Raw genomic sequence first — 21,151 nt, forward strand, 5'->3', positions numbered from 1 at the left:
AAAATGAATCTCATATAGTTCATCAATTAATTTGAACAATAAATACACTATAAAAAAGTATTTATAGCACTTCATTTCGTTCACAAAAAGAGTGTTTAAAATTTATCTCCAATCAAATACTTCAAATAATTTTGCAAACCAACAAATGCAATAGTTAAAAAGAAGAAATTCAAAGGAAAATTTTCAGATATTGTAATAGTATTTTTACAGAACAAGGGGAAAAATTAAATTAGACTCAAACACTTAGCACAAGAGAAATAATTAATTATTCAATAGAGCAATGCTGTATCAAAAACTCTTAGATTTTTTTTGGCAAAAAGCCTTAAATATTCTTGAGCATGCTGAGCCTAATATCCCGATTATGGGACTTTTCGGCCTTGTGGGTTTTCCACTGTTTTATTTCATATGGTCATATACTTTCCCGCAGGAATTTGAAAATTTTCATTTCAGGATGCTTATCGCTATCGTAAGTATTCCTTGGGTTTTCTACCATTATCTACCTTCTTGGTCCAAATCTTTTTTCCCAATCTATTTTATTCTTTCATGCTGGATCATGATACCCTTTTTTTTTAGCTTCATGCTCTTAAAAAACGAATGGTCTCTTGTCTGGACAATGTCAAACATGGCAGGGCTGTTTTTGCTCATCCTCTTAATCAATGACTGGCTTGTTATCAGCCTATTAACAACCTCAGCGTACCTATTTGCATCTTTCCTCGTTTTTTTACTCGATGGGAACATTGGATATACAAATTTTCAATATGAATACATTCCAATATTTCTTTTTGGTATCGTTGGCAGCATAATTTTCAGTCACAAAAAAAATATTGCAAACCAGACCAGAATCTTGCTACTTCACAGCCTGAGTGGAAGCATAGCTCATGAAATGAGAAATCCTCTGAATTCTATCATCAATGCTATAGAATCATTGCAGTCAATTATTCCGGATAAGCCTGGCAAACAAGAAAAAGACAAATATCAACAGTATAAACTCAGCAGATCTGGACTTATCAGCTTGCATAACGTTATCGAGGAAAGCTCAGAAATTGTTATAAAAGCAAACAAAATCATTGACTCGATCCTTGCTGGTATGCAAGGAAAATCCTTAAGCACCAATAGCTTCAAACGCATTACAGCGAAAAGCTGCATACACTCCACAATCAACAGTTTCAGTTACAACACACTTGAAGAGCATAAGCTCGTGAAAGACCTATCAAAAAAGGATTTCAATTTTTTTGGTGACAAAGATCTACTTGTATACGTTCTTTTCAACCTCATTAAAAACGCCCTACACTATAAGAAAAAACCGGGGTTTACTATTGAGATATCAACTGAAACCAGCTCAAATGGCAACACCATCAAGGTACGAGATACAGGTCCCGGTATTCCCGCATCGAAAAAAGAAAAAATATTCGACGAGTTCTATACCTCGGGGAAAAAAAATGGTATCGGCCTCGGGCTCTCTTTTTGTAAACGTGTCCTCACGTCATTCGGAGGCCAAATAACGTGTAACTCAAAGGAAAACGAGTGGACCGAATTCATTCTTCATTTTCCCCTGTATCACTCCAAAGAGGCTGAATACCTGAAAAAAGAGGTGCTTCATAACAAAAATATTCTGATTGTAGACAACAATTCGAATAACCGCCGTATAACCGACAAATATTTCAGCGAATGGCATTGCAATACCAGACAAGTACAAAACGGCACGCAGGCGCTCTCCATGCTTTTACAGCAGCATTTTGACCTGATACTCATTAACCTCGAACTCCCCACTGTGTCCGGAGATGAAGTGGCCAAACAAATACGCCGGAAAAAACATAACCCTCAGTTTCCAGCCACGAATTATAAGGAAATCCCGATCATCGGGTTCTCAAATCACTCCGAATCCAAAAGGAAACAGAGGCTTCTTGGCTCAGAAATGAACGAGCTTATCCCGAAGCCACCCCGGAGAAAACACATTCACTTACTTTTCGAAAAGTATTTTTTTTCAGAAACAGAGCCGCTCATCCACAACCCGGATATCTTTCTTGACAATGCAGACATACTCATTGTTGACGATAACCATACCAGCCGAAAATTCATAAGCTTTGTCCTCGAGCGTATGGGAGCTCGTGTCATGCAAGCCGAAAATGGAGAAGAAGCGCTCGAGCATCTGGAAAAAAACGACTATGAGCTTATTTTCATGGATATGGAAATGCCTGTATTGAACGGCATCAATACCACAAGAATAATCAGGGAAGGCAAGCGTTTCAAGAGATTTGGCAAATACAGGGAAATCCCGATTATTGCACTGACCGGTAACACCGATGATGCGAACATTACCCTTGCAAAACAAAGCGGCATGAACGACCACCTCGGTAAACCTTTTGGAAAAGAAGATCTTGCCAGAGTTCTCTCAACATGGCTACAGCCACAATAGTGACAAAAAACCCATGCCCCGACCAGTCCTTATCATCCAGCATGTAACTCACGAAGGCCCAGGCCTGCTTTCGGACCTGCTTGAAAAGTACTCCATCCCATCTCTCATCGTTGATCTTTCCAGAGGTGAACCGTATCCTGACCCCCGGCATTACTCGGCCGTGATAACCCTCGGTGGTCCACAAAGTGCAAATGACCTGAACGAGGTCATGCGCAATGAACTGAGCACCATTGAAATCATTCTCCAGGAAAACATCCCCTACCTCGGTATATGCCTTGGGATGCAAACACTCGTAAAAGCCGCAAAAGGCGAGGTAACAACGTGCTCCACTAAAGAGACGGGCTTTTTTGGGCCCGATGGAATCCCATTCACAGTTGACCTTACATTGCAAGGCATCGAGGACTCTCTTTTCAATGATCTTGGCAAGAGACTTCGCGTTTTCCAGTTACACGGTGAAACGGTAGCCCTCCACAATGGGATATCACTCCTTGCAACCGGTAAATTCTGCAAGAACCAGGTCGTTAGGGTATCGAACCGCGCCTATGGCATTCAATCACATTTCGAATTGACACCACAACTCCTGCTTTCATGGTTATCGATCGATAACGATCTGCGAATCATGGATCACGCACAACTGATCGAAACCTTTCACGATATCCACGTAGATTATAAACACACAGGCACTACAATTTTGAAAAACTTTTTGCATGTTGCGGAGATTATCTGAACTAAAACCGCAACCATGATCCATCCAGAACGAATCCGCTGCCTAAATTCCGAGCAGAGCCTCAATGGCCCTATTATCTACTGGATGTCGAGGGATCAACGTATACGCCATAACTGGGCACTTCTGTTTGCCGAACAGTTGTCACAGGAAAGCAACCAACCGTTAATCGTACTGTTCAACCTCTTACCCTCTTATCCACAAGCGACGTTACGGCATTACGACTTCATGTTGAAGAACTTGATGCAGGTGGAAAAAAAGCTTGAAACCCTCAACATCCCATTCTTTGTTATAGCCGGCAACCCTGAATCAGAGCTTCCGTCTTTTGTCGCAGAGCACAAAGCCGGTGCAGTTGTCGCTGATTTTTCTCCTTTGAAAATCTCCCTTGCATGGAAAAAAAAGGTTCTTGAACAACTTTCCATACCTTTTTATGAAGTCGATGCCCATAACATCGTTCCCTGCTGGACAGCTTCGCGCAAACTCGAATTTTCAGCCCGAACCATCCGCCCGAAAATCAATGGACGGCTCGAAACCTTTTTAACCGGCTTTCCTGAGCTCCAACGTCAGCAATCCGACAACAAAACGCTCTCTTATCCTGTCAACTGGCAAAAACTTTACGAAACACTCCATGTAAACAGGGTTGTGGAACCCGTTTCATGGATCGATCCCGGCGAAGATGCCGGGCAAAAAGTTCTTCAAGACTTTATCGGCCACCGACTGAACAGCTACGCGGAAAAAAGAAACGATCCAAATGCACACGCTGTCTCAAACCTGTCCCCCTACCTGCATTTTGGACAGATAAGCGCACAGTATGTAGCACTTGAGATACAAAAAAGCCGAGCACGACAGGAAAGCAAAGACGCTTTCCTGGAAGAACTCGTCATCAGACGTGAACTTGCCGATAACTACTGCTATAACAACGAACATTACGACTCACTCTCCGGCATACATCCCTGGGCAAAAGAAACCTTGAACCAACACCGTATCGATATAAGGGATTACCTCTATACTCTCGATGATTTCGAACAAGCCTCGACACATGACCCGCTCTGGAATGCAGCCCAGACAGAACTCCGAAAAAAAGGAAAAATGCACGGTTATCTGCGGATGTACTGGGCAAAAAAAATCCTGGAATGGACACCCGATCCCGACACAGCGTTCGATACGGCAATTTACCTGAACGATACATACTCACTCGACGGAAGAGATCCAAACGGCTTTACCGGCGTAGCGTGGTCCATCGGGGGAGTTCATGACCGGCCGTGGTTCGAACATCCAGTTTTTGGCAAAATAAGGTATATGAACTATAATGGATGCGTGCGTAAGTTTAATGTTGTTCAATACATAAACTCACAGGGCATTTTCAGCACCTGACCTCTATATTCGAAAGCCGTATGGAAAATGTCGTATTTCTGGAAATAGCACTGGTAGTGATCGTATCGACGATACTCGGTTGGCTCTCTCTGCTCACACGCCAGCCGATCATTATCTCATATATCGTTGCCGGAGTTCTGCTCGGTCCCTGGGGGCTCAAACTTGTCACCAAAATCGAGTTTATCAATGAGGCTTCCAACATCGGCATAACTCTTCTGCTTTTCCTCGCCGGCCTTTCACTTCACCCGAGGAGACTGCTCGAGCTTTTCAGCAAAACGTTTCCCCTGACGCTATTGACCAGCGGTATTTTTGCGTTGGTGACAGGCAGCATCCTTTACGCGTTCGGAGCCTCGATCCTGGAATCGGTGATTACAGGGGTCGCGATGATGTTTTCCAGTACCATCCTGGTCGTCAAGCTTATGCCAACCATCACCCTTCACCAGAAACATATGGGGGCGGTAGCGATAGCGGTACTGATCATGCAGGATATTTTCGCCGTTCTCGCAATAGCGTTCATCAATGGAGGAAGCAGTTCTTCCATAGTGGGATGGATTACCAGTATTCTGATCGGTGTTCTTCTCACCGTTGTAGCGATTGTCGCAGAACGCTACATCATCAGAAAAATCATAATGCAGGTCCAGCGCTATAATGAACTGCTCAATATGGTCGCTCTCGCCTGGTGTTTCAGCCTTGCCTTGCTCTCCGAATACATAGGTATGAGCCATGAAATCGGCGCATTCATTGCCGGTGTCGCTCTGGCAAGCGGGCCGCTTTCAAATTATCTTGCTGAAAACCTGAAATTTTTCAGGGACTTTTTTCTGGTGCTCTTCTTTTTCACACTCGGCGCGAAAATGGATTTTGCACTCATGCAGACCATCGTTTGGCCGACATTACTGCTCTCCGCTATCCTGCTGGTGCTCAAACCCCTGGTTTACAGAACCGCATTCAGGCTCACGAAAGAAACGCCCAAGTTTAGCCGGGAAATGGGATTCAGGCTCGGCCAAAACAGCGAGTTCTCCCTGATCATAGCCGTTCTTGCCGCCGAAAAAGGGTTGATAAGTGCGGCTGACTCACAGCTCATACAACTTGTTGCGATTGTGACCATGACGGCATCGTCCTACCTCCTGGTATTCCTTTTTCCAACCCCTCTGGGTACGAGTAAACCACTGAAAATTGACTAAGATTTACATGAAAAGCTTCAAGGTTTCGCAGTTGCAAGAGCTACGATGGATCTTACCAGGATTGTTTTTTGCTGTTTACCATCAGAAAGAGCCTCTCTATACAAAAAACCAGAACACGAAGTTCCTTCATGGTGCAGGCGATGCCGGATACGGTTTTCTTGAAAACGATTGGATGGCCGGTACACTCGACCCTCTTCCCCTTTTCACGGCACTCATAAAATTCCTCTACCTCTCCAACGCTATAGAAATCACCTACATTTTCTTTGGCGTTCTCCTGTTGATCTACTTTTACTCACTTGGCAAAATCGCACAAAACCTTTTCCCGGAATTGAGAAAAACAGCGCCAATGATCATTTATCTCGGCTTGTTTTTCTTCATTCACAAGGCAAATCCTTCAGGACTTGCCGACCAGTACTTGCTCGGAAAGTATTTTCAGCCCTGCGTATTCGGGGTGTTTCTTCTACTTTCCATCGAAAGATTTCTCAACAATCATGCAAAAACAGCATCGATTCTACTCGCGCTTTCTGCAGCATTTCATCCGACGTATCTTCCTACAGCCCTTATCGTACAAACCAACTACACAATCCTTACGTTGATAAAAGAGAAACAAGGAGTGCAAAAAGCAATCGCTCCCCTTGCCCTTTTCGCACTGTTTTCAGCACCTCTCGTCATCCGATACATCATTCTCTTTTCCCCAACAACAGAAGTGTTGTACGCGCAGGCAATGGACATCCTCGCAAACCAGAGGATACCGCACCATACGGATATACGTCTCTGGTTGGAATCGGAATCCTTCCAACAACTGGGCGTCATGCTTCTTTCGATACTTCTTATCAGAAAAAGCAGACTTTTTCCAATTTTGAGCAGCCTCTATCTTATTATAGTTCTTTCAGGGTTCTATCTGTATTTTTTCCCGAATGCAACACTTGCATTTTCCACCCCTTGGCGAAGTTCTGTTTTCCTTGCCCCTCTTTCAATCGCCATTCTTGCCGGATGGCTTGGGCAAACATGCAGCCCCTTTTTCGAACATCATAAAAAAGCGCTACCTATCGTTACCGTGATCATCGGTACGCTTGTGACATTACTTACAATCCGGCAAATACAAAAGCAAGTCAACGCATTTGAAAGGTACGATAATGGCAAAGAGATGAATGTCATCGATTATGCCGCCCGCCACGCATCTTCGGAAGATCTCTATCTCGTTCCGCCAGAAAACAGTGCTTTCGACAAATTCCGGCTCGAAACCGGTATTCCGATTCTCATCAACACGAAAACCCATCCTTATAAGGATACAGAAATTATTGAATGGGATACACGCTGTAGAAAAGCCCAGGCGTTTTATAGCTCTACTTTGCCCGAAAAACGAATTCAGACTTTAGCCGACCTCATTGAGACGTATCCGATCACCCATTGCATTATCAACTCAACAGCAGCTCTGCCAGCTGGTTTTCCTGGCAGGCAAGTCTATCGGGACCCACATTATACTATTCTGAAAATATCAAGAGAGAAAACCGGGGAATCTGGATAAAAAACTTTTCACCTCCGCGCCTGAAACCGCTCAGGAGAGACGCTCGCGGGCATGATGCTCAACCTTTTCGGGTCTCTGCATGGTAAATACTGCGACATCTTCCGAATCCATATCAGCGATCAGGCGCCTGGTCAGTTCCATGTAAACCGCACAAGCATTTTTTTCCATAACAGATATACTGCCATATTTCTTTTCAAGAGGCCCCAGGCAAAAGCCGGAACAAAAACCCTCTATTGCACACCCGGCACACTCAGGAGAATTACTGAATGCTCTCGATGCGTACTTTCTGTAATTTTCAGAAGCAAGCAGCTCATCGATACGCAGAATATTTCCAAAGTAGCCGGAAGATCCTTTACAGGCAAAAACATCTCCTGAAGGCTCTATACTCAACTGGCAACCCGTAGCGGAACAGGTTTTGAACCCGCGCGTTCTATACAGGTTCTTGTGAACGAGCTGTTGGAAGATCATATGCCAGTATCCTGTAAGCTGCACCCCCTTCTGTTTACCGTAACAGTAAACATCCCAAAGTGTATCGACAATGTCCTTCGCCGAATATTTTTCATAAAATCCAGGGCTCAGATCAAGCAGAACACCAATTTCAAATACATAGTGTTCAAGAGCGAAATCAACAAGCTCATATCCGAAAACAGCAAAGGTCTCACTTGACAGAACTGCATTGAATGCAACGTGATTATAGTATTTGTTGAGCAACGACAAGCCTTGTTCGACCAGCTCACCTCCGTTTTTTCCGTTTTTACACACACGCTGCTCACCTGAAGGAGCATCAAAACTGACTATAACCGAAACTTTGTGCTTTTTGCAATACGCCGCAATTTCATCCGTTATTAAAGAACCATTGGTCACGACGCTGTACGTTATCTCCAGCCCATGTTCTTCACCAGCCCCAAAGTGCTCGAGGACAAATTTCATCACCTTCCAGTTCAAGAGAGGTTCACCCCCGAAAAACTGTACGGACAAACCCGTCTTACCGTTTTTCCTTGCAATATCAATAACGTTTTCAAGGTAAGTCCGGGCCTCCTCAACATGCATCACCCTGTTGTTTTTCGAAGCTTGAGCATCCAACCGCTCCTTGGAAGAATAAATGCTATTGACAAAACAGTACTCACAGCGAAAATTGCACAGATTTGTCAGAACCAGCTGTACAACCCCGACTTGTCCCCCTTTGTGCAGCCTTTTTTCCATTGTTTCAAGATAATCCTCTAGCTGTCCAGACTCATTGGAACAGTCCTCTACAAGAAAACCTCTCTCTTCAAAAAGCTGCATGAATGACTGTATACGGAGTTCATCAAAAGCACATCCTACCGTAACCACTTCATGAGCCGATCTCGGAGTCTGGAAAACCTCAAACAGGTAGCGAATATCACTATCGACAATACAAAGCCCTCCATACAGCGAATGATACAGCGCAAAACCGTCATGTCTTGCGATGTACCGCAAGTATTTCGATGTCCGTAGCTTTCGATACCTGTTCATATTCGAGATGTGTTCTTGTCCTGATGCAGGTAATGAACCTCGACATCGTTCGAATCGACGTTCTGCAACAGTTTTCTTGTAATACCTTTATACACTTCACACGAACTGCTTTCGACGATGTCGATTCTTTGATATTTCTTTTCCAGGGCACCCATGCAAACACCGGCACAAAATCCTTCGATTGCACAACCCTCACATCCGGGAGCATTGCGATACGCCTGCATGGAATACTGCCGGTATTTTTCCGATTTCAAGACCGCTTCGAGCTGAGAAACATGACCCAGATAACCGGAACAACATTTGCATATAAACACATGCCCTTCCGGCTCAACACTAACCTTGCAGCCCGTAGCCGGACAGGTTTTATAACCGGAGAGTAGATTAATCGGCTGCAGCCCCGCAATTTGATTAAAAATCTGGTGCCAGTAACCAACAACAGCAATCCCCTGGTCCCTTCCATATTCATAGGTAGACCATAACTGTTCGATAACTTTTTTTCTTCGACTTTCTTTACTGTAAAACGACAGATCGAGGTCAAGAATCAAGCCGATCATAGCTATACGATATTTTTTAGCACTATCTATCAGAGCCTTTCCATCATAACCATCGATCGTCTCTCTTGAAATCACTGCATTGAAGGTTACCCAGTTACCATGTTTTTTCAGGATTTCAAGATTTTCTTTTACCAGCCCCCCTCCTTTTTGCGCTTTAACCGCAGAGTGCGCGGAAGAATCAGGAGAATCAAAGCTTACAGTCACCGTAACATTATGTTCCTTGAACAATCTGGCCATCTCCTCGGTAATGAGCGATCCATTTGTCGTTACACTGTACAACAGCTCGATTCCCTCAGGACTTTTCGTACGAAACGTTTCCAGAACTTGCTTTATAAGCGGCCAGTTCATCAAAGGCTCTCCGCCGAAAAACTCGATACTGAGCTGGGGTGTTCCGTTACGACCCACAATATCAAGAACCTTTTCAATCGACTGCTTTGCCGTTGAAAAGCTCATAGTCATATTCTCAGGACGATGCTGCAAAGCGTCCCGTTCTTTGGAGCCATACATCTTGTCGACAAAACAGTATTTACAATTGAAATTACATGTATTGGCAACGACAAGCTGCAGCACGCGAAGCAAATAACCCTTTTCAAGCTGCTCTTCACGCCTGAGTGTATCGGCATGCACCAAGCCGTATTCGTCTGCGTCGTCGGCAACGAGAAAGTCGCGCATCCGTAACTCATGAACATACGACCAGACAACAGAAGCATCATATGCACTGAACTTTCTTATGGCTTCATCGATAACACAACCTCCATCGAAGGATTGCAGCAATGCCTTCCCCTCTGCGTCAACGAGCATAAGATTACCGTACAGAGAATGATAGATGGCAAAATCGACCCTTCGGGGAATTATGCGAAGGTATTTTGATACTTTGAGTTTCTGCATCCAAGGAAACGATGATCCACTGCTTATAGCAAATAAAAAGAGACTGGAACGCTCATACCTGCCTTTCCAGCCTCCTGAAACAATGCGCGGTCACTAACGAACGGTTTTAACAACGTCCTGTTGCGCCTATCGTGCCTGCAATGTCGACCATCGTTCCACCGATTGTTCCGCCGATTGTACCTCCTACGGTTCCCCCTATCGTACCACCGGTCACACCACCGATCGTGCCGCCTATGGTCCCACCAACAGGTATCATACCGCCGGCCCTCAATATCTCGGCATCGATTTTCGCTAATTCCATGTAAAGCTCCTGAATGTTGAGAGCAACATCGATTTTTCGGTCGTTGAGAGACTTGATCTTTGCTTCATTGGTTTTCGCCATAGCGCTCCTCCTGAGGTTCAATGATTAATAGTTATGCAGTCAAATACTGCCATATCTCATATTTCACTACGGAACAACTGGAAAAAGGCCCTGAATCATTGTATTTTTGATTGAGGGAAGAATAATTCAGGTAGATGAGAAATCACCGTTATGTGTAAATTTAGCGAATTTTTATCCACTTCTACAAACCCACACCGGTATGAATCTCGGCATGCAATACATCGGATTTGAGAAAACAATACGGCGAACTTTTTTACGCGTTGCGTGTTAGGCAAACAAACCGTCCATTGGCACTATGGGTAAGGGCAAAGGCTTCAGCCCTTCTTTGCTGCAAATTGCGTTTACTGCAAGACGACCTGTAAATACCGCTGCTTCCATGAGAAAAACCGGAGCATCGACTTTCACCCAGTCACCTGCAAGAGAGAGGTTCTCCAAAGGTGTTTCCGATACGGGCCTTTTTGCATGATCTCCCGGTGCCCAGCGGGTAAAATTCTGCTGCTGCATATAGACATCGTAAAGAATGGCGGCATCCTTGGTTTCAGGGAACATATGGTGCATCTCTTTCAGCATCGTCTGCTTGATTACCTCGTTCGGGCGCACATCTTCCGGGGCAATTGCATAAGCGTGTAGTTCAACGACACTTCCTCCCTGCTTCTCCCCCCAGGAAATAAAGGGCTCCTGAAAACGCGAAAAAAGAGATACCGAATCCGTATAGGTAAACCCAGCCACCGTATAAAAAGGATATTCAGCGGAGGTGACCGGTTTATCCAGCCAAAGGCGCCATACAACATACGGATCGGCAGTCCCGAGTGAAGCGATACGCGATTCGAATTCAGGCTGCCGGATATCGGAGCGTTCGATGATTCCTTTTGTACCGGTCACATCCGATGCCAGGACACAGTAATCACATGACAACACCTCGGATGCATCACCTACTCCGGTGGAAACAACCAACTGATGGCCGGAAACCGTTACCTGCAGTTTCCGCAGTGGAGTTTCAGGCGGTCCACTTACCACATTTCCTTCATAATCAAAAACGCCGGCATGGCAGGGACAAAAAAATCCATTCAACTTTTCATCCGGAACAACCGGGCACCCCATGTGTGTACAGGTTGCATCGAATGCAACATACTCGCCGTTACGCGAGGTTAACAGAACAGGCAGCCCGTTTTCCGTCCGTAACGAGGCCCATTCCCCTGTCTTGACCCGTGAAGCATCCACAACGGCAATGATTTCATCGGAACCACCGCCCTCGAGCTCAACCCCTGAAACCCGCCGGTCATCAACCAGAAGCTTTCGGACTTTCTTGCCCGAAAGAATCTTGACCCCAAGCTCCTTCAAACGCCGTTCCATAGGACGAACAAGCGCATCCATACAGTTTTTTGTTGTAATCCGGTACCCAAGGGCTTCGGGACTTCCCATAAAGTAAAAATGAAAATACCGTATAGCTTCGGCGGCTGAAAGAACCTCCATCCGATTCATGGTCGCATCCGAAAAAGGATGGAGTACCGTCCTGAAAAAAGGTTCATAAACCCTTTGTTCTTGACAGTAGGTCATGAAATCAATCCCGTCATACTCCTCGAATGTGCGTTCATATTCATAACGAAACATGTTGAGAACCGGCATCATGCCATCGAAATCCTTGAGAATAGGAAAAAGATCGAGGGAGTCTGATTGCTGCAAAACAGAAAAAATGTTCAGAGGAAACAGTTTCGGTGTGTTGCCGAACACCTCCAAAGGATGGTCTTTGAACAGTACCGGGTAACCTGGTGCAGGCATGAAAACATCGCCGACACCTGATTCAGCAAACATCTCGTTGAGATTGTAATACTGGTTGAAATAACCGTGAAAACCATGTTCGACCGGAAACCTCTCCCCCAGCGCATCGACGTCCCAGCCTGTTAGTTTTCCACCAAGATCGGCCGAGGCTTCGACAAGCGTCACATCAAAATTTCTTTTTGCAAGCTCCATAGCAGCACTGATACCGGCAAGACCACCACCGACAATCAATGCTTTTTTCGAAGCCTCAAGTCTGTCAGCAAGCCCTGAGGTATCCTCCTCGTTCTTGCTCCTGTAGTTCTGCTTTCGGGGCTGATAATATCCCAAAACACCTGCTGCACCAGCAACCGTTACCCCAGCGGCAATACCTGTCCGTTTAAAAAGCTTACCGAGAAACTCCCTGCGATCCATGGGCATAGAGATAAAAATTCACATTAGCAAGATAAAGGCATGGCATATATTAATAAATACATTTAATACAACCTTTCAGTTTGAGATGAGCAAAGACAAATTCTTATCACACGTTCTGCAGAAAGCAAAAGAATGCGGATTTTGCGCAGCAGGCTTTACCTCACTCTCATCCTGCAGGCAGGAAACAGGCCGACTTGTCTCCATGATCGAAGAAAACCGCCATGGAGAGATGCATTACATGCAGAAAAACCTGAACGCCAGGGTCGATCCGACAAATCTTTTGCCAGGAGCAAAGACGATTTTTTCAGCCGCATTGCCTTATAATTTTCCAATCGGACAACCGGAAAAAAAAGGAAAAATATCACGCTATGCACTATGCACCGACTATCATTGCGTCATGCGAGACAAACTCGAAAAACTGCTTGATTATATCTCCCGGAACCACGAAGGAGAAGTCAACGGAAAAGTCTTTGTTGACAGTTCACCGGTTTTCGAAAAAGCGTGGGCGGAAAAAGCAGGGATCGGCAGAACCGGTAAAAACACAGTACTCATCTCCCCGGGCACAGGTTCATACTTGTTCCTCGGTGAAATATTGCTCGATATAGAGCTTGAAAGCAACACCAAAAAAGTACCGGACCTTTGCGGCAATTGCGATATTTGTCTCAAAAGCTGTCCGACTGGAGCACTGCTGGAGCCAGGTAAAATCGATGCCCGCCGGTGCATCTCTTACCTGACCGTCGAGTTGAAAAGGGAATTCACAACGGAGGAAGCCACTATGATTGATGACTGGCTTTTCGGATGCGACCTCTGTCAGGAAGCTTGTCCTCACAACAAACAGAAATCCTCCACAGAAGCGTACCCTGAACTGATGCCAAGAGAAGAATTGCTTCGGATCACTCCAGAACAGATTCTCGCTCTTACAAGGTCCCAATTTAAAATGCTTTTCGCAGCCACCCCGATTTACCGTACCGGGTTGAAACGGCTGAAACGCAATGCAAAAGCAGTCTTGGAAAACCTGAAAAAATCCTAACCTGCTACTCGCCACCGTGCAACCCTGCCGCACCGGCTTTTCTCACTCTTTTATTATACAACGGCCTGCGTGTGAGCCGCCGACCGGGTTTACCACCGATAGCACGGTACGCTCTTACAAAACGGTTTTTTGACAAGGGTGATGTTGCCGTCAACCAACGGATAATCCTTGCTTCCGACTCATGAATATCGACATCGGACGGACCTGCATCAGAAAGGAGCTTTACCAGTATGGGAGCACACTCAAAAGCAACAAAAAGCAGTGTAATGAACAACACCGCATGAGCAGAAGAGTTATTGACTTCATTGCCCGAACTTGTCAGATGCCCGAGCGCCCAGTTACGGTCGGCGAACCCGGCATAGGATACCTTGGCATTCATCAAAGAGTCCGACAACATCATCTGGGTATTGATCCCTTCCAGCTCTTTCTGCCGATTGATATATGTTTCAAGCTTTACCAGTTGGGAAGCAAGGTACTTTTCACGTTCCTGCTTGGAATCAATAACCGCTTGTTTCTCTCGGGCATAGGTCCCGAACCCCACAATACCCGAGGTCGTTGAAGTCTTATCCCCAAAAACCTCCTTTTTCAGCTCTTCACGCAGACGGGTCAACTCCTTGCTTAGGGAGTCATACTCCTTTTGAAGCCTTTCAATCTGCCCAAGTTCAAGAGCGTACTTTTCGGCAAACGCCGCACTGACCCTCGAGACACGCTCCTGCTGCTCATGCAGATAACGCGACTTGAGCACGTCTTTGATCTCTTTGTCGAAAATCTTGAGCTCGAGCGGTCGGGCAATGACAATTGCAATAAGTACCGCGAAAATCAGACGGGGCGACGCCTGGTAAAACTGTCGCAACCCTTTTGCGGTCTTGTTGATGCTCGAAACGATATACCGATCGAGGTTGAAAATGGCAAGCCCCCAGAGGACACCGAACACAACGGCAAAAAAAATGGCAAATGGTGCTCCGGCAAAAACATAGTACAATGCATAACCACCTGACAGTCCGGCAAAAAGAGCTGTAAAAAAAATGGTAGCCCCGATACCGATGAACTTGTTGTGCTCCGTAGGATACCTCTCGATTATCTCGATAGGTGTCCCGGCACACATCCAGAAAAACCTCTGTATGCTCAGCATGTTCGTGGCTGGATTTTGTACACTATCGGGATTCTTGTTTTTTGAAATATAATCATATCTTGCTTCCCTGACATTCATAAAGCAATCGACAACTTACCGTTTATGCGTGTAGGAATAGGCATTGACATTCACCAGTTCGCCGAAGGAAGGAAACTAATTGTTGGCGGCGTCGAGATTCCTCATTCAAAAGGGCTTAAAGGACATAGCGATGCAGACGTACTGTTGCACGCAATCAGCGATGCCCTTTTGGGAGCGGCAGCACTTGGCGATATAGGAAAACATTTTCCCGACACCAGCCCTGAATTCAAGGATATCGACAGTAAGATACTCTTGCGCCATGTCGGCAAGCTTATCTCTGAAGAGGGTTACTCGATAGAAAATATTGACTCGATGCTGCTGATGGAACGCCCCAAGGTCGCTCCTCACATCATGGCGATGCGAGCAAACATCGCCGAGTGCCTGAACATCGATATCGGCAGGGTAGCGGTAAAGGCAACCACGAATGAAAAACTCGGTTATGTCGGACGTGAAGAAGGTGTCTGCGCTCACGCGATATGCCTGATTGAACAGGCTGGGTAGCTGGATGCCTTTTGACTTTTGACATTGGCCGCTCTTTTGCCTTCACTACGCTCCCATCTGTCCACGTAAAATCTTCACCGGCACGTAACCGGCAGCTTTTCTTGCCGGTCCGAAAGCTGAAATCACCGAAATGATAATGCCGAAAACAATGACAATGAAATAGGCTTCCGGGGTCTCCAAAACATTGATTCTGTCACTCTGCATCACACCGGCAGTGTTTGCTTCAAAACGAATCGAAGCAACCATTCTGCAGATAAGATGCCCCAAAGGAGCACCGCAACTTACCCCGAACAAACCGATAATAAAGCCTTCTGCCATAAATATGCCGGTAATGCTCCGGCGCTGAATTCCCATCGACCGCATAATAGCGATGTCTTTCACTTTTTGAAGAACAACCGTAGTCATGACCGATGAAACCCCAAGACCGGCGACAATAAAAACAAAACCGACAAGCACAAGGGTAATTGTTCCGTTTCGGTTATAGAAATCGATCACGTTCTTGTTTGTTTCATCCCAGCTTTCAGACTCGTATCCGGTTTGCCGCTCCACAGCATCGGCAACGGCACCCGCCCGACTGACGTCGGCAGTTTTAATCCCAATACCCGTAACGGAATTGGCAGCCAGCCCTTCGATTCGCTGAGCAAGCGCAAGGTTGATGTAAGCTTCCTGCCTGTCTTTTGCATTGAACCCAGTGCTGAACCGGCCAACAACGGTCACCGGAAACTCTTCACCCTTCTGATTGATCAGCAACAGAAGGCTGTGGTAGGAAGCATTGAGCTCTTCAGCGAGTAAGTTGCCGACCAAAATACCGTTAGGCGTATAGGCAAGTTCTCTCAACGCTTCCGGTTCGAGAAGTTTTGAAGAAAGACGAGCGATATCGGCCTCCTTTTCAGGAACGACTCCTCTTGCAACACAAGAGATAAACCATGATTTGTTACGGACAATGAGATTGCTTGTAACATATGGAGAAACAACTTCCACCGACTCGAGCTGACCGATACGCCTGGCAACATCGGGATAATTCTTGATTATCTCTTTTTCTTCCACGGTGACATTTTTTTCAACAAAGCCGAGCAGATTTTTCTCATCCCCGATGAGATTGTCAGGCACAAGAGGTTCAACAGTTTTTGCGCTGACAATAACATGTGGAGCAATATCGATAATCTTGTTCACTACATTTCTCGACATGCCTCCGGCAACGGCAATCGTCGTGATCAGCATGGCTGATCCAACCGCGACTCCAAGCGCGGTCAGTATGGCCTGACGTTTCCTCTCTCTGAGATGTACCCAGGCGATTCGCAAATGATCGAATAGGGTCATTACCGAAAAAAATAGAAATCCGAATTATGGAACCGGTAAGATGAAGATAACGAGAAAGTCCCAAAATTGTTGACTTGCATCATTGCTGTTTCGTTCGAGAATAGCAGGTATCGGAAAACAGATGCCCGAGGCTTGCCGAAAGAAGCGAGGAAATAACAAAAGAATCGTACAATGGCAGGCTGTAAAAACTTGCCATCACTTCAGAACAGCGACAAATTCAGTTGATAAATCATGTTCCATAATCTATCTTGGTGTACTGAAATTCAGCCGTTCACAAACTAAACCAACCAGGAGAGCGCTACTGTGAAAAAAATTGGCATCTTAACCAGCGGCGGAGACTGCGGCGGACTCAACGCCGTCATTAAAGGAGCTGCATTTATGGCATTGTCAAAAGGCCTCGAAATGTATGTCATTCCCAATGGCTACGCCGGGCTGTACAACCTTGTAGACCAGGAAATACTTGTACGTCTTGACCCTGCGCGTCTCGACCAGTTTTCCGGTAACTTTGCGGGTTCGGAAGCCGGGCACTCGAGAGTAAAGATAAAGGCCATCAGCAATCCCGAAAAATACAACCGCATCAAGGAAGGGATGAAAAAGTTCGAACTTGACGGTCTGGTTATCAGCGGTGGTGATGACAGCGGCAGCGTAATGGTCGATCTGAACAATAACGGGATCCATTGCATACATGCACCGAAAACCATGGACCTGGACCTGCAAACCTATTCGGTAGGTGGCGACTCCACCATCAACCGCATTGCGCAGTTCGTCCAGGACCTGAAAACAACCGGTAGAACACATAACCGCATTCTGGTTACCGAAGTATTCGGAAGGTACGCCGGACACACCGCATTCAGAAGCGGGGTTGCTGCAGAAGCGGACTGTATTCTCATTCCTGAAATACCGGCAGACTGGAATATCGTATACGAGCATATCGTAGGTCGTTTCACCAGACGCATCAAGGAAAGTGATGTCCATGCCGGTACGTATACCATCGTCGTTGCAGAGGGCCTTAAAAACGCTGATGGTTCCGACATTGTCGACGAATCTGCAGGCGTGGATGCTTTCGGCCACAAAAAACTCGCCGGAGCGGGAAAATATGTCTGTCAGGAACTCAAGAAAAGACTGAAAGCCGATCCCGACATGCCGGAATTCATGAAAGAAACCGGCATGTTTGTCGAAGGCATCTATGAAATCCCGGAAGTACGTGAAATCCACCCTGGACATCTTGTGCGCGCAGGAAACTCCTCAGCTTATGATGTCAATTTCGGTTACGAAGCGGGGGCAGCTGCCGTGATACTTCTTGCGGAAGGCAAAACCGGAGTAACGATTTCCAAAGTCAAGGGCCGCAAGATCGAGTACATCGAATCAAGTAAGGCTATCGCACAACGATATGTCGATCTCGACCAGGTAGCGCTCTATGAATCATTGGGAATCTGTTTCGGGAGACACGTCGAAGCGTACGAGCCGATTCTGAGAGAAGTCGATGGTGTTTATGAAAGGATATATTGACCTTCGATTGACGAAGGCCTTGTCATAAACCGGGGCCTTCGTCATTCTCTCTCCTGCCAAATCTTTCCGGTTTGGCTCTCTGTATATGAAAAATCAAGCTGTACTGCTTTTAAAAAAGGCAAAACAGTATATCTTTGAAGTTTAAGTTTCGATACTTTAGGGAACCTCTATAAATTGTCGTGGACGACACTTTTCCATCCGCCCTGATGCAATGATCACGGCACACAACAAACGAATAGAGCCACCCTTTTACTAATCAATGTCCGATCAATAATGAATAAGTCCGAAAAAATCTGGATGAACGGCGAGCTTATCGACTGGAATGACGCCAAAATACATATTCTCTCACATGTTATTCATTACGGGTCATCAACGTTTGAAGGGATACGATGCTATGAAACAGCAAAAGGCCCTGCAATTCTTTTCCTGGATGCGCACATCAAACGCCTTTACGACTCGTCGAAGATATACAGAATAGAAATTCCTTACTCCATGCAGGAGTTGAAGGATGCCGTACTCGATACCATAAGGGTAAACGGGCATAAATCCTGTTATATCAGGCCGCTGGTTTACCGTGGACAAGGCGCTCTTGGCGTCAACCCTCATCTTGCAGCCATTGAAGTCGCCATCGCCACCTGGGAATGGGGCACATATCTTGGGGAAGACGTTCTTGAAACCGGGGTCGATGTCCGGGTTTCTTCCTGGAACAGACTGGCCCCCAACACACTTCCGACATGGGCAAAAGCAGGAGGCAATTACCTCAACTCGCAGTTGATCAAGATGGAAGCCATTATGGACAACTATGCCGAAGGTATCGGCCTGGATATCAATGGTTATGTTTCAGAAGGAAGCGGCGAAAACATTTTTGTTGTCCGTGACGGAATCATCTATACGCCAATGTCAGGACAATCAGTCCTTGCGGGACTTACGCGTCAAGCTGTTATACACATCGCAAAAGAACTCGGTTATGAAATCCGTGAAACCTCGATTCCAAGAGAAGCGCTCTACATTGCCGATGAGGTTTTCCTCACCGGTACCGCCGCTGAAATAACCCCGGTTCGCAGCATCGACAAATACCCGATAGGCAATGAAATGAGAGGACCTGTTACGGAAACCTTACAATCTCATTATCTGAAAATCGTCCAGACAGGCGAAGATCCATATAACTGGCTGACGTTTATTTAACCTACCAGGCAGTGACAAGTGGCGAGTGGAATGGCAGTCAATAGTAACCTGTCTCCTGTTGCGTACTTGTTTCTTATCACTCGTCACTTGTCACTATTCCGATACACCATGAGCTGGCAGGACATTATCGGTCAAAATCTGCAGGTAAGCATTTTGCAAAAAGCCGTCTTATCCGATAGGCTCGCCCATGCTTACCTTTTTACCGGGCCTGAAGGAACCGGCAAAGAATCTGTCGCCTTCGAGCTCGCCAAGGTGCTCAATTGCGAAAACCCCGATGCCGACAATCAAACCGGTTCATGCGGAACTTGCCGAAGCTGCAGGGAAATTGACAATTTCATGCACCCCGACATAGAATATGTCTTTCCCGTTGAATCGGCTCTTCTTGAAAAAAACGATCCTGCAAAAGCTGAAAACAAACGCACAACCGAAGCAAGAGAGCGTTACGAGTCATTGATCGAGAAGAAAAAACAGAACCCTTTTTTTACTCCATCGATGGACCGGTCGATGGGAATCCTTACCGAACAGATAACCTCCCTTCAGCAGAAAGCATCGTTCATGCCGGCTGAAAACGGGAAAAAAGTATTCGTTCTATCGCAGCCTGAAAAACTTCACCCCTCTGCAGCAAACAAACTGCTGAAGTTGCTTGAAGAACCTCCAGGACATATACTTTTCATATTGGTATCCTCGCGCCCCGAAAGCGTCCTACCCACCATTCGTTCACGCTGCCAGATATTGAAATTCTCGAGAATAAAACCCTCGGACATTGAAAACTGGTTGCAAAACACGCATCCCGAGTTCCAGACTGAAGTGCAGCGTTTCATCGTTAATTTTTCAAGAGGAAACCTCGGCATTGCAACAGAGATGATCGACAGCTTTAAAGAAGGAAGGCACGAGACGTTCGAAGGTATTGCAACCCGTGACCGGGCAATTGATTATTTGCGCAAACTTCTCTCCCCGGGCAAACTGGCCGAAGCGATTACAGATACGGAGAACATTTCGAAAAGCTTCGGAAAACAGGAAATGGTAACATTTCTCGGCTCTCTTCTGCTTTTTTTTCAGGATATTCATCACAAAATCATCAATCCTGCATGGGACTCATTCAACAACCCTGATCTCGGCACAACGATAGACCGGTTTGCAAAGAATTTCCCCAACCCCGACTTTTTTGCCATTTCAACGATAACCGAAGAAGCCATCCGCGCAATCAAACGCAACGTCAACCCGCTGCTAACCCTTTCAGTCTACTCAATCCGGCTCAAGAACCTGGTCGGGCGCTCCTGAACCGTCTGCTGTATCTGCAATCCATTGCAGATACCCCGATGAACCTCCTGTAATCGGGATCTTGATGATTTCAGGAAGCTCATAAGGATGATGTCGTTGAATGAACATCTCGATTGTTTCGTAGTGCTTTTCAAGCGTCTTTATCCATAAAACCGTCTCCTCATTCCGGCAAAGCTTCTTTTCCCAGATATAACGGCTGCGGATATCCTGCAGATGAACACATGCAGCAAGACCCTCGTTCAGCAACCCTTCGGCAAGCATGTCGGCTTCTCCCATATCAGGAGCGGTTGTAATGACTACGCAGTATGATAATGTATCCATCCCGAGTATTTTTTTATTCAAGGGAACTACAGCGATTGTATTGAAACTATTCAAGCGAGTCAA

At 45.9% G+C, this 21,151-nt stretch carries 17 protein-coding genes; 10 read left to right on the forward strand and 7 right to left on the reverse strand.

Annotated features, from left to right (window positions below; all coding sequences use genetic code 11):
- Window positions 1-883 precede the first annotated feature (883 nt).
- From CR164_RS09240 to CR164_RS09260, 5 genes are read left to right on the forward strand one after another with little or no spacing between them, the layout of a single operon-like run.
- Window positions 884-2,416, forward strand: a complete 1,533-nt coding sequence (locus CR164_RS09240; RefSeq protein WP_161953511.1) for an ATP-binding response regulator — start codon at window positions 884-886, stop codon at window positions 2,414-2,416.
- A 13-nt stretch (window positions 2,417-2,429) separates the two neighbouring features.
- Complete coding sequence (locus tag CR164_RS09245) at window positions 2,430-3,143, forward strand: type 1 glutamine amidotransferase (protein WP_110023704.1); 714 nt, start codon at window positions 2,430-2,432, stop codon at window positions 3,141-3,143.
- Between the two features lie 15 nt (window positions 3,144-3,158).
- Complete coding sequence (locus tag CR164_RS09250) at window positions 3,159-4,514, forward strand: deoxyribodipyrimidine photo-lyase (protein ID WP_110023705.1); 1,356 nt, start codon at window positions 3,159-3,161, stop codon at window positions 4,512-4,514.
- Between the two features lie 20 nt (window positions 4,515-4,534).
- Window positions 4,535-5,695, forward strand: a complete 1,161-nt coding sequence (locus CR164_RS09255; protein ID WP_110023706.1) for a cation:proton antiporter domain-containing protein — start codon at window positions 4,535-4,537, stop codon at window positions 5,693-5,695.
- Window positions 5,696-5,702: 7 nt separating this feature from the next.
- Window positions 5,703-7,223 carry a DUF6798 domain-containing protein gene (locus CR164_RS09260; RefSeq protein ID WP_110023707.1) on the forward strand — a complete coding sequence of 507 codons (1,521 nt, stop codon included), beginning with the start codon at window positions 5,703-5,705 and terminating at the stop codon, window positions 7,221-7,223.
- 30 nt (window positions 7,224-7,253) lie between these two features.
- Here the strand turns inward: CR164_RS09260 and CR164_RS09265 are convergent, their stop codons facing one another.
- The 4 genes from CR164_RS09265 to CR164_RS09280 all read right to left on the reverse strand — a co-directional run bounded on the left by CR164_RS09265 (window position 7,254) and on the right by CR164_RS09280 (window position 12,731).
- Window positions 7,254-8,717, reverse strand: a complete 1,464-nt coding sequence (locus CR164_RS09265) for a radical SAM/SPASM domain-containing protein (protein WP_110023708.1) — start codon at window positions 8,715-8,717, stop codon at window positions 7,254-7,256.
- Window positions 8,714-10,159, reverse strand: coding sequence for a radical SAM protein (locus CR164_RS09270; protein WP_110023709.1), 1,446 nt, complete (start codon window positions 10,157-10,159; stop codon window positions 8,714-8,716). Before CR164_RS09270 ends, CR164_RS09265 begins: the two co-directional genes overlap by 4 nt.
- 106 nt (window positions 10,160-10,265) lie before the next feature.
- The gene (locus CR164_RS13105) at window positions 10,266-10,541 is read right to left on the reverse strand and encodes a hypothetical protein (RefSeq protein ID WP_110023710.1); all 276 of its coding nucleotides are present in this window, start codon (window positions 10,539-10,541) and stop codon (window positions 10,266-10,268) included.
- Window positions 10,542-10,808: 267 nt separating this feature from the next.
- Window positions 10,809-12,731: an FAD-dependent oxidoreductase gene (locus tag CR164_RS09280; protein ID WP_110023711.1), complete on the reverse strand. Its 1,923-nt coding sequence runs from the start codon at window positions 12,729-12,731 to the stop codon at window positions 10,809-10,811.
- A gap of 85 nt (window positions 12,732-12,816) precedes the next feature.
- Here CR164_RS09280 and queG point away from each other — a divergent pair, with 85 nt between their 5' ends.
- A complete protein-coding gene (gene queG / locus CR164_RS09285; protein ID WP_110023821.1) occupies window positions 12,817-13,761 on the forward strand; it encodes a tRNA epoxyqueuosine(34) reductase QueG in 945 nt (314 codons plus the stop codon).
- Window positions 13,762-13,765: 4 nt separating this feature from the next.
- Here the strand turns inward: queG and CR164_RS09290 are convergent, their stop codons facing one another.
- Window positions 13,766-14,893, reverse strand: a complete 1,128-nt coding sequence (locus CR164_RS09290; RefSeq protein WP_110023822.1) for a DUF4407 domain-containing protein — start codon at window positions 14,891-14,893, stop codon at window positions 13,766-13,768.
- Window positions 14,894-14,995: 102 nt separating this feature from the next.
- Between CR164_RS09290 and ispF the strand changes: the two genes are divergently transcribed.
- Window positions 14,996-15,472, forward strand: a complete 477-nt coding sequence (gene ispF, locus CR164_RS09295) for a 2-C-methyl-D-erythritol 2,4-cyclodiphosphate synthase (protein ID WP_110023712.1) — start codon at window positions 14,996-14,998, stop codon at window positions 15,470-15,472.
- A gap of 45 nt (window positions 15,473-15,517) precedes the next feature.
- Here ispF and CR164_RS09300 read toward each other — a convergent pair whose 3' ends face one another.
- Complete coding sequence (locus tag CR164_RS09300; protein WP_110023713.1) at window positions 15,518-16,792, reverse strand: ABC transporter permease; 1,275 nt, start codon at window positions 16,790-16,792, stop codon at window positions 15,518-15,520.
- Window positions 16,793-17,095: 303 nt separating this feature from the next.
- On the opposite strand from CR164_RS09300, the gene CR164_RS09305 reads away from it, so the two are divergent.
- The 3 genes from CR164_RS09305 (at window position 17,096) to holB (ending at window position 20,767) form a co-directional block, all read left to right on the forward strand.
- On the forward strand, window positions 17,096-18,301 hold the full coding sequence (locus CR164_RS09305; protein WP_110023714.1) for a 6-phosphofructokinase: 1,206 nt from the start codon (window positions 17,096-17,098) through the stop codon (window positions 18,299-18,301).
- Window positions 18,302-18,574: 273 nt separating this feature from the next.
- Window positions 18,575-19,486 (forward strand): branched-chain amino acid transaminase, encoded by a 912-nt coding sequence (locus CR164_RS09310; RefSeq protein WP_110023715.1) that lies wholly within the window; start codon window positions 18,575-18,577, stop codon window positions 19,484-19,486.
- Between the two features lie 30 nt (window positions 19,487-19,516).
- Window positions 19,517-20,767 carry a DNA polymerase III subunit delta' gene (holB, locus tag CR164_RS09315; protein WP_338053125.1) on the forward strand — a complete coding sequence of 417 codons (1,251 nt, stop codon included), beginning with the start codon at window positions 19,517-19,519 and terminating at the stop codon, window positions 20,765-20,767.
- Here the strand turns inward: holB and cutA are convergent.
- Window positions 20,732-21,088, reverse strand: coding sequence for a divalent-cation tolerance protein CutA (gene cutA / locus CR164_RS09320; protein WP_110023717.1), 357 nt, complete (start codon window positions 21,086-21,088; stop codon window positions 20,732-20,734). The two genes, holB and cutA, sit on opposite strands and share 36 nt — an antisense overlap.
- Between the last annotated feature and the right edge of the window lie 63 nt (window positions 21,089-21,151).

The sequence above is a fragment of the Prosthecochloris marina genome, assembly GCF_003182595.1.
GTDB lineage: Bacteria > Bacteroidota > Chlorobiia > Chlorobiales > Chlorobiaceae > Prosthecochloris > Prosthecochloris marina.

Bases quoted from the DNA above. Each gene is read 5' to 3' on its own strand.
- cutA (WP_110023717.1), bottom strand. From the start codon at position 21,088: ATGGATACATTATCATACTGCGTAGTCATTACAACCGCTCCTGATATG.
- CR164_RS09255 (WP_110023706.1), top strand. From the start codon at position 4,535: ATGGAAAATGTCGTATTTCTGGAAATAGCACTGGTAGTGATCGTATCG.
- CR164_RS09250 (WP_110023705.1), top strand. From the start codon at position 3,159: ATGATCCATCCAGAACGAATCCGCTGCCTAAATTCCGAGCAGAGCCTC.
- CR164_RS09310 (WP_110023715.1), top strand. From the start codon at position 18,575: ATGAATAAGTCCGAAAAAATCTGGATGAACGGCGAGCTTATCGACTGG.
- queG (WP_110023821.1), top strand. From the start codon at position 12,817: ATGAGCAAAGACAAATTCTTATCACACGTTCTGCAGAAAGCAAAAGAA.
- CR164_RS09240 (WP_161953511.1), top strand. From the start codon at position 884: ATGAGAAATCCTCTGAATTCTATCATCAATGCTATAGAATCATTGCAG.
- CR164_RS09290 (WP_110023822.1), bottom strand. From the start codon at position 14,893: ATGCTGAGCATACAGAGGTTTTTCTGGATGTGTGCCGGGACACCTATC.
- ispF (WP_110023712.1), top strand. From the start codon at position 14,996: ATGCGTGTAGGAATAGGCATTGACATTCACCAGTTCGCCGAAGGAAGG.
- CR164_RS09280 (WP_110023711.1), bottom strand. From the start codon at position 12,731: ATGGATCGCAGGGAGTTTCTCGGTAAGCTTTTTAAACGGACAGGTATT.
- CR164_RS09270 (WP_110023709.1), bottom strand. From the start codon at position 10,159: ATGCAGAAACTCAAAGTATCAAAATACCTTCGCATAATTCCCCGAAGG.
- CR164_RS09245 (WP_110023704.1), top strand. From the start codon at position 2,430: ATGCCCCGACCAGTCCTTATCATCCAGCATGTAACTCACGAAGGCCCA.
- CR164_RS09300 (WP_110023713.1), bottom strand. From the start codon at position 16,792: ATGACCCTATTCGATCATTTGCGAATCGCCTGGGTACATCTCAGAGAG.
- CR164_RS09265 (WP_110023708.1), bottom strand. From the start codon at position 8,717: ATGAACAGGTATCGAAAGCTACGGACATCGAAATACTTGCGGTACATC.
- holB (WP_338053125.1), top strand. From the start codon at position 19,517: ATGGCAGTCAATAGTAACCTGTCTCCTGTTGCGTACTTGTTTCTTATC.
- CR164_RS09260 (WP_110023707.1), top strand. From the start codon at position 5,703: ATGAAAAGCTTCAAGGTTTCGCAGTTGCAAGAGCTACGATGGATCTTA.
- CR164_RS13105 (WP_110023710.1), bottom strand. From the start codon at position 10,541: ATGGCGAAAACCAATGAAGCAAAGATCAAGTCTCTCAACGACCGAAAA.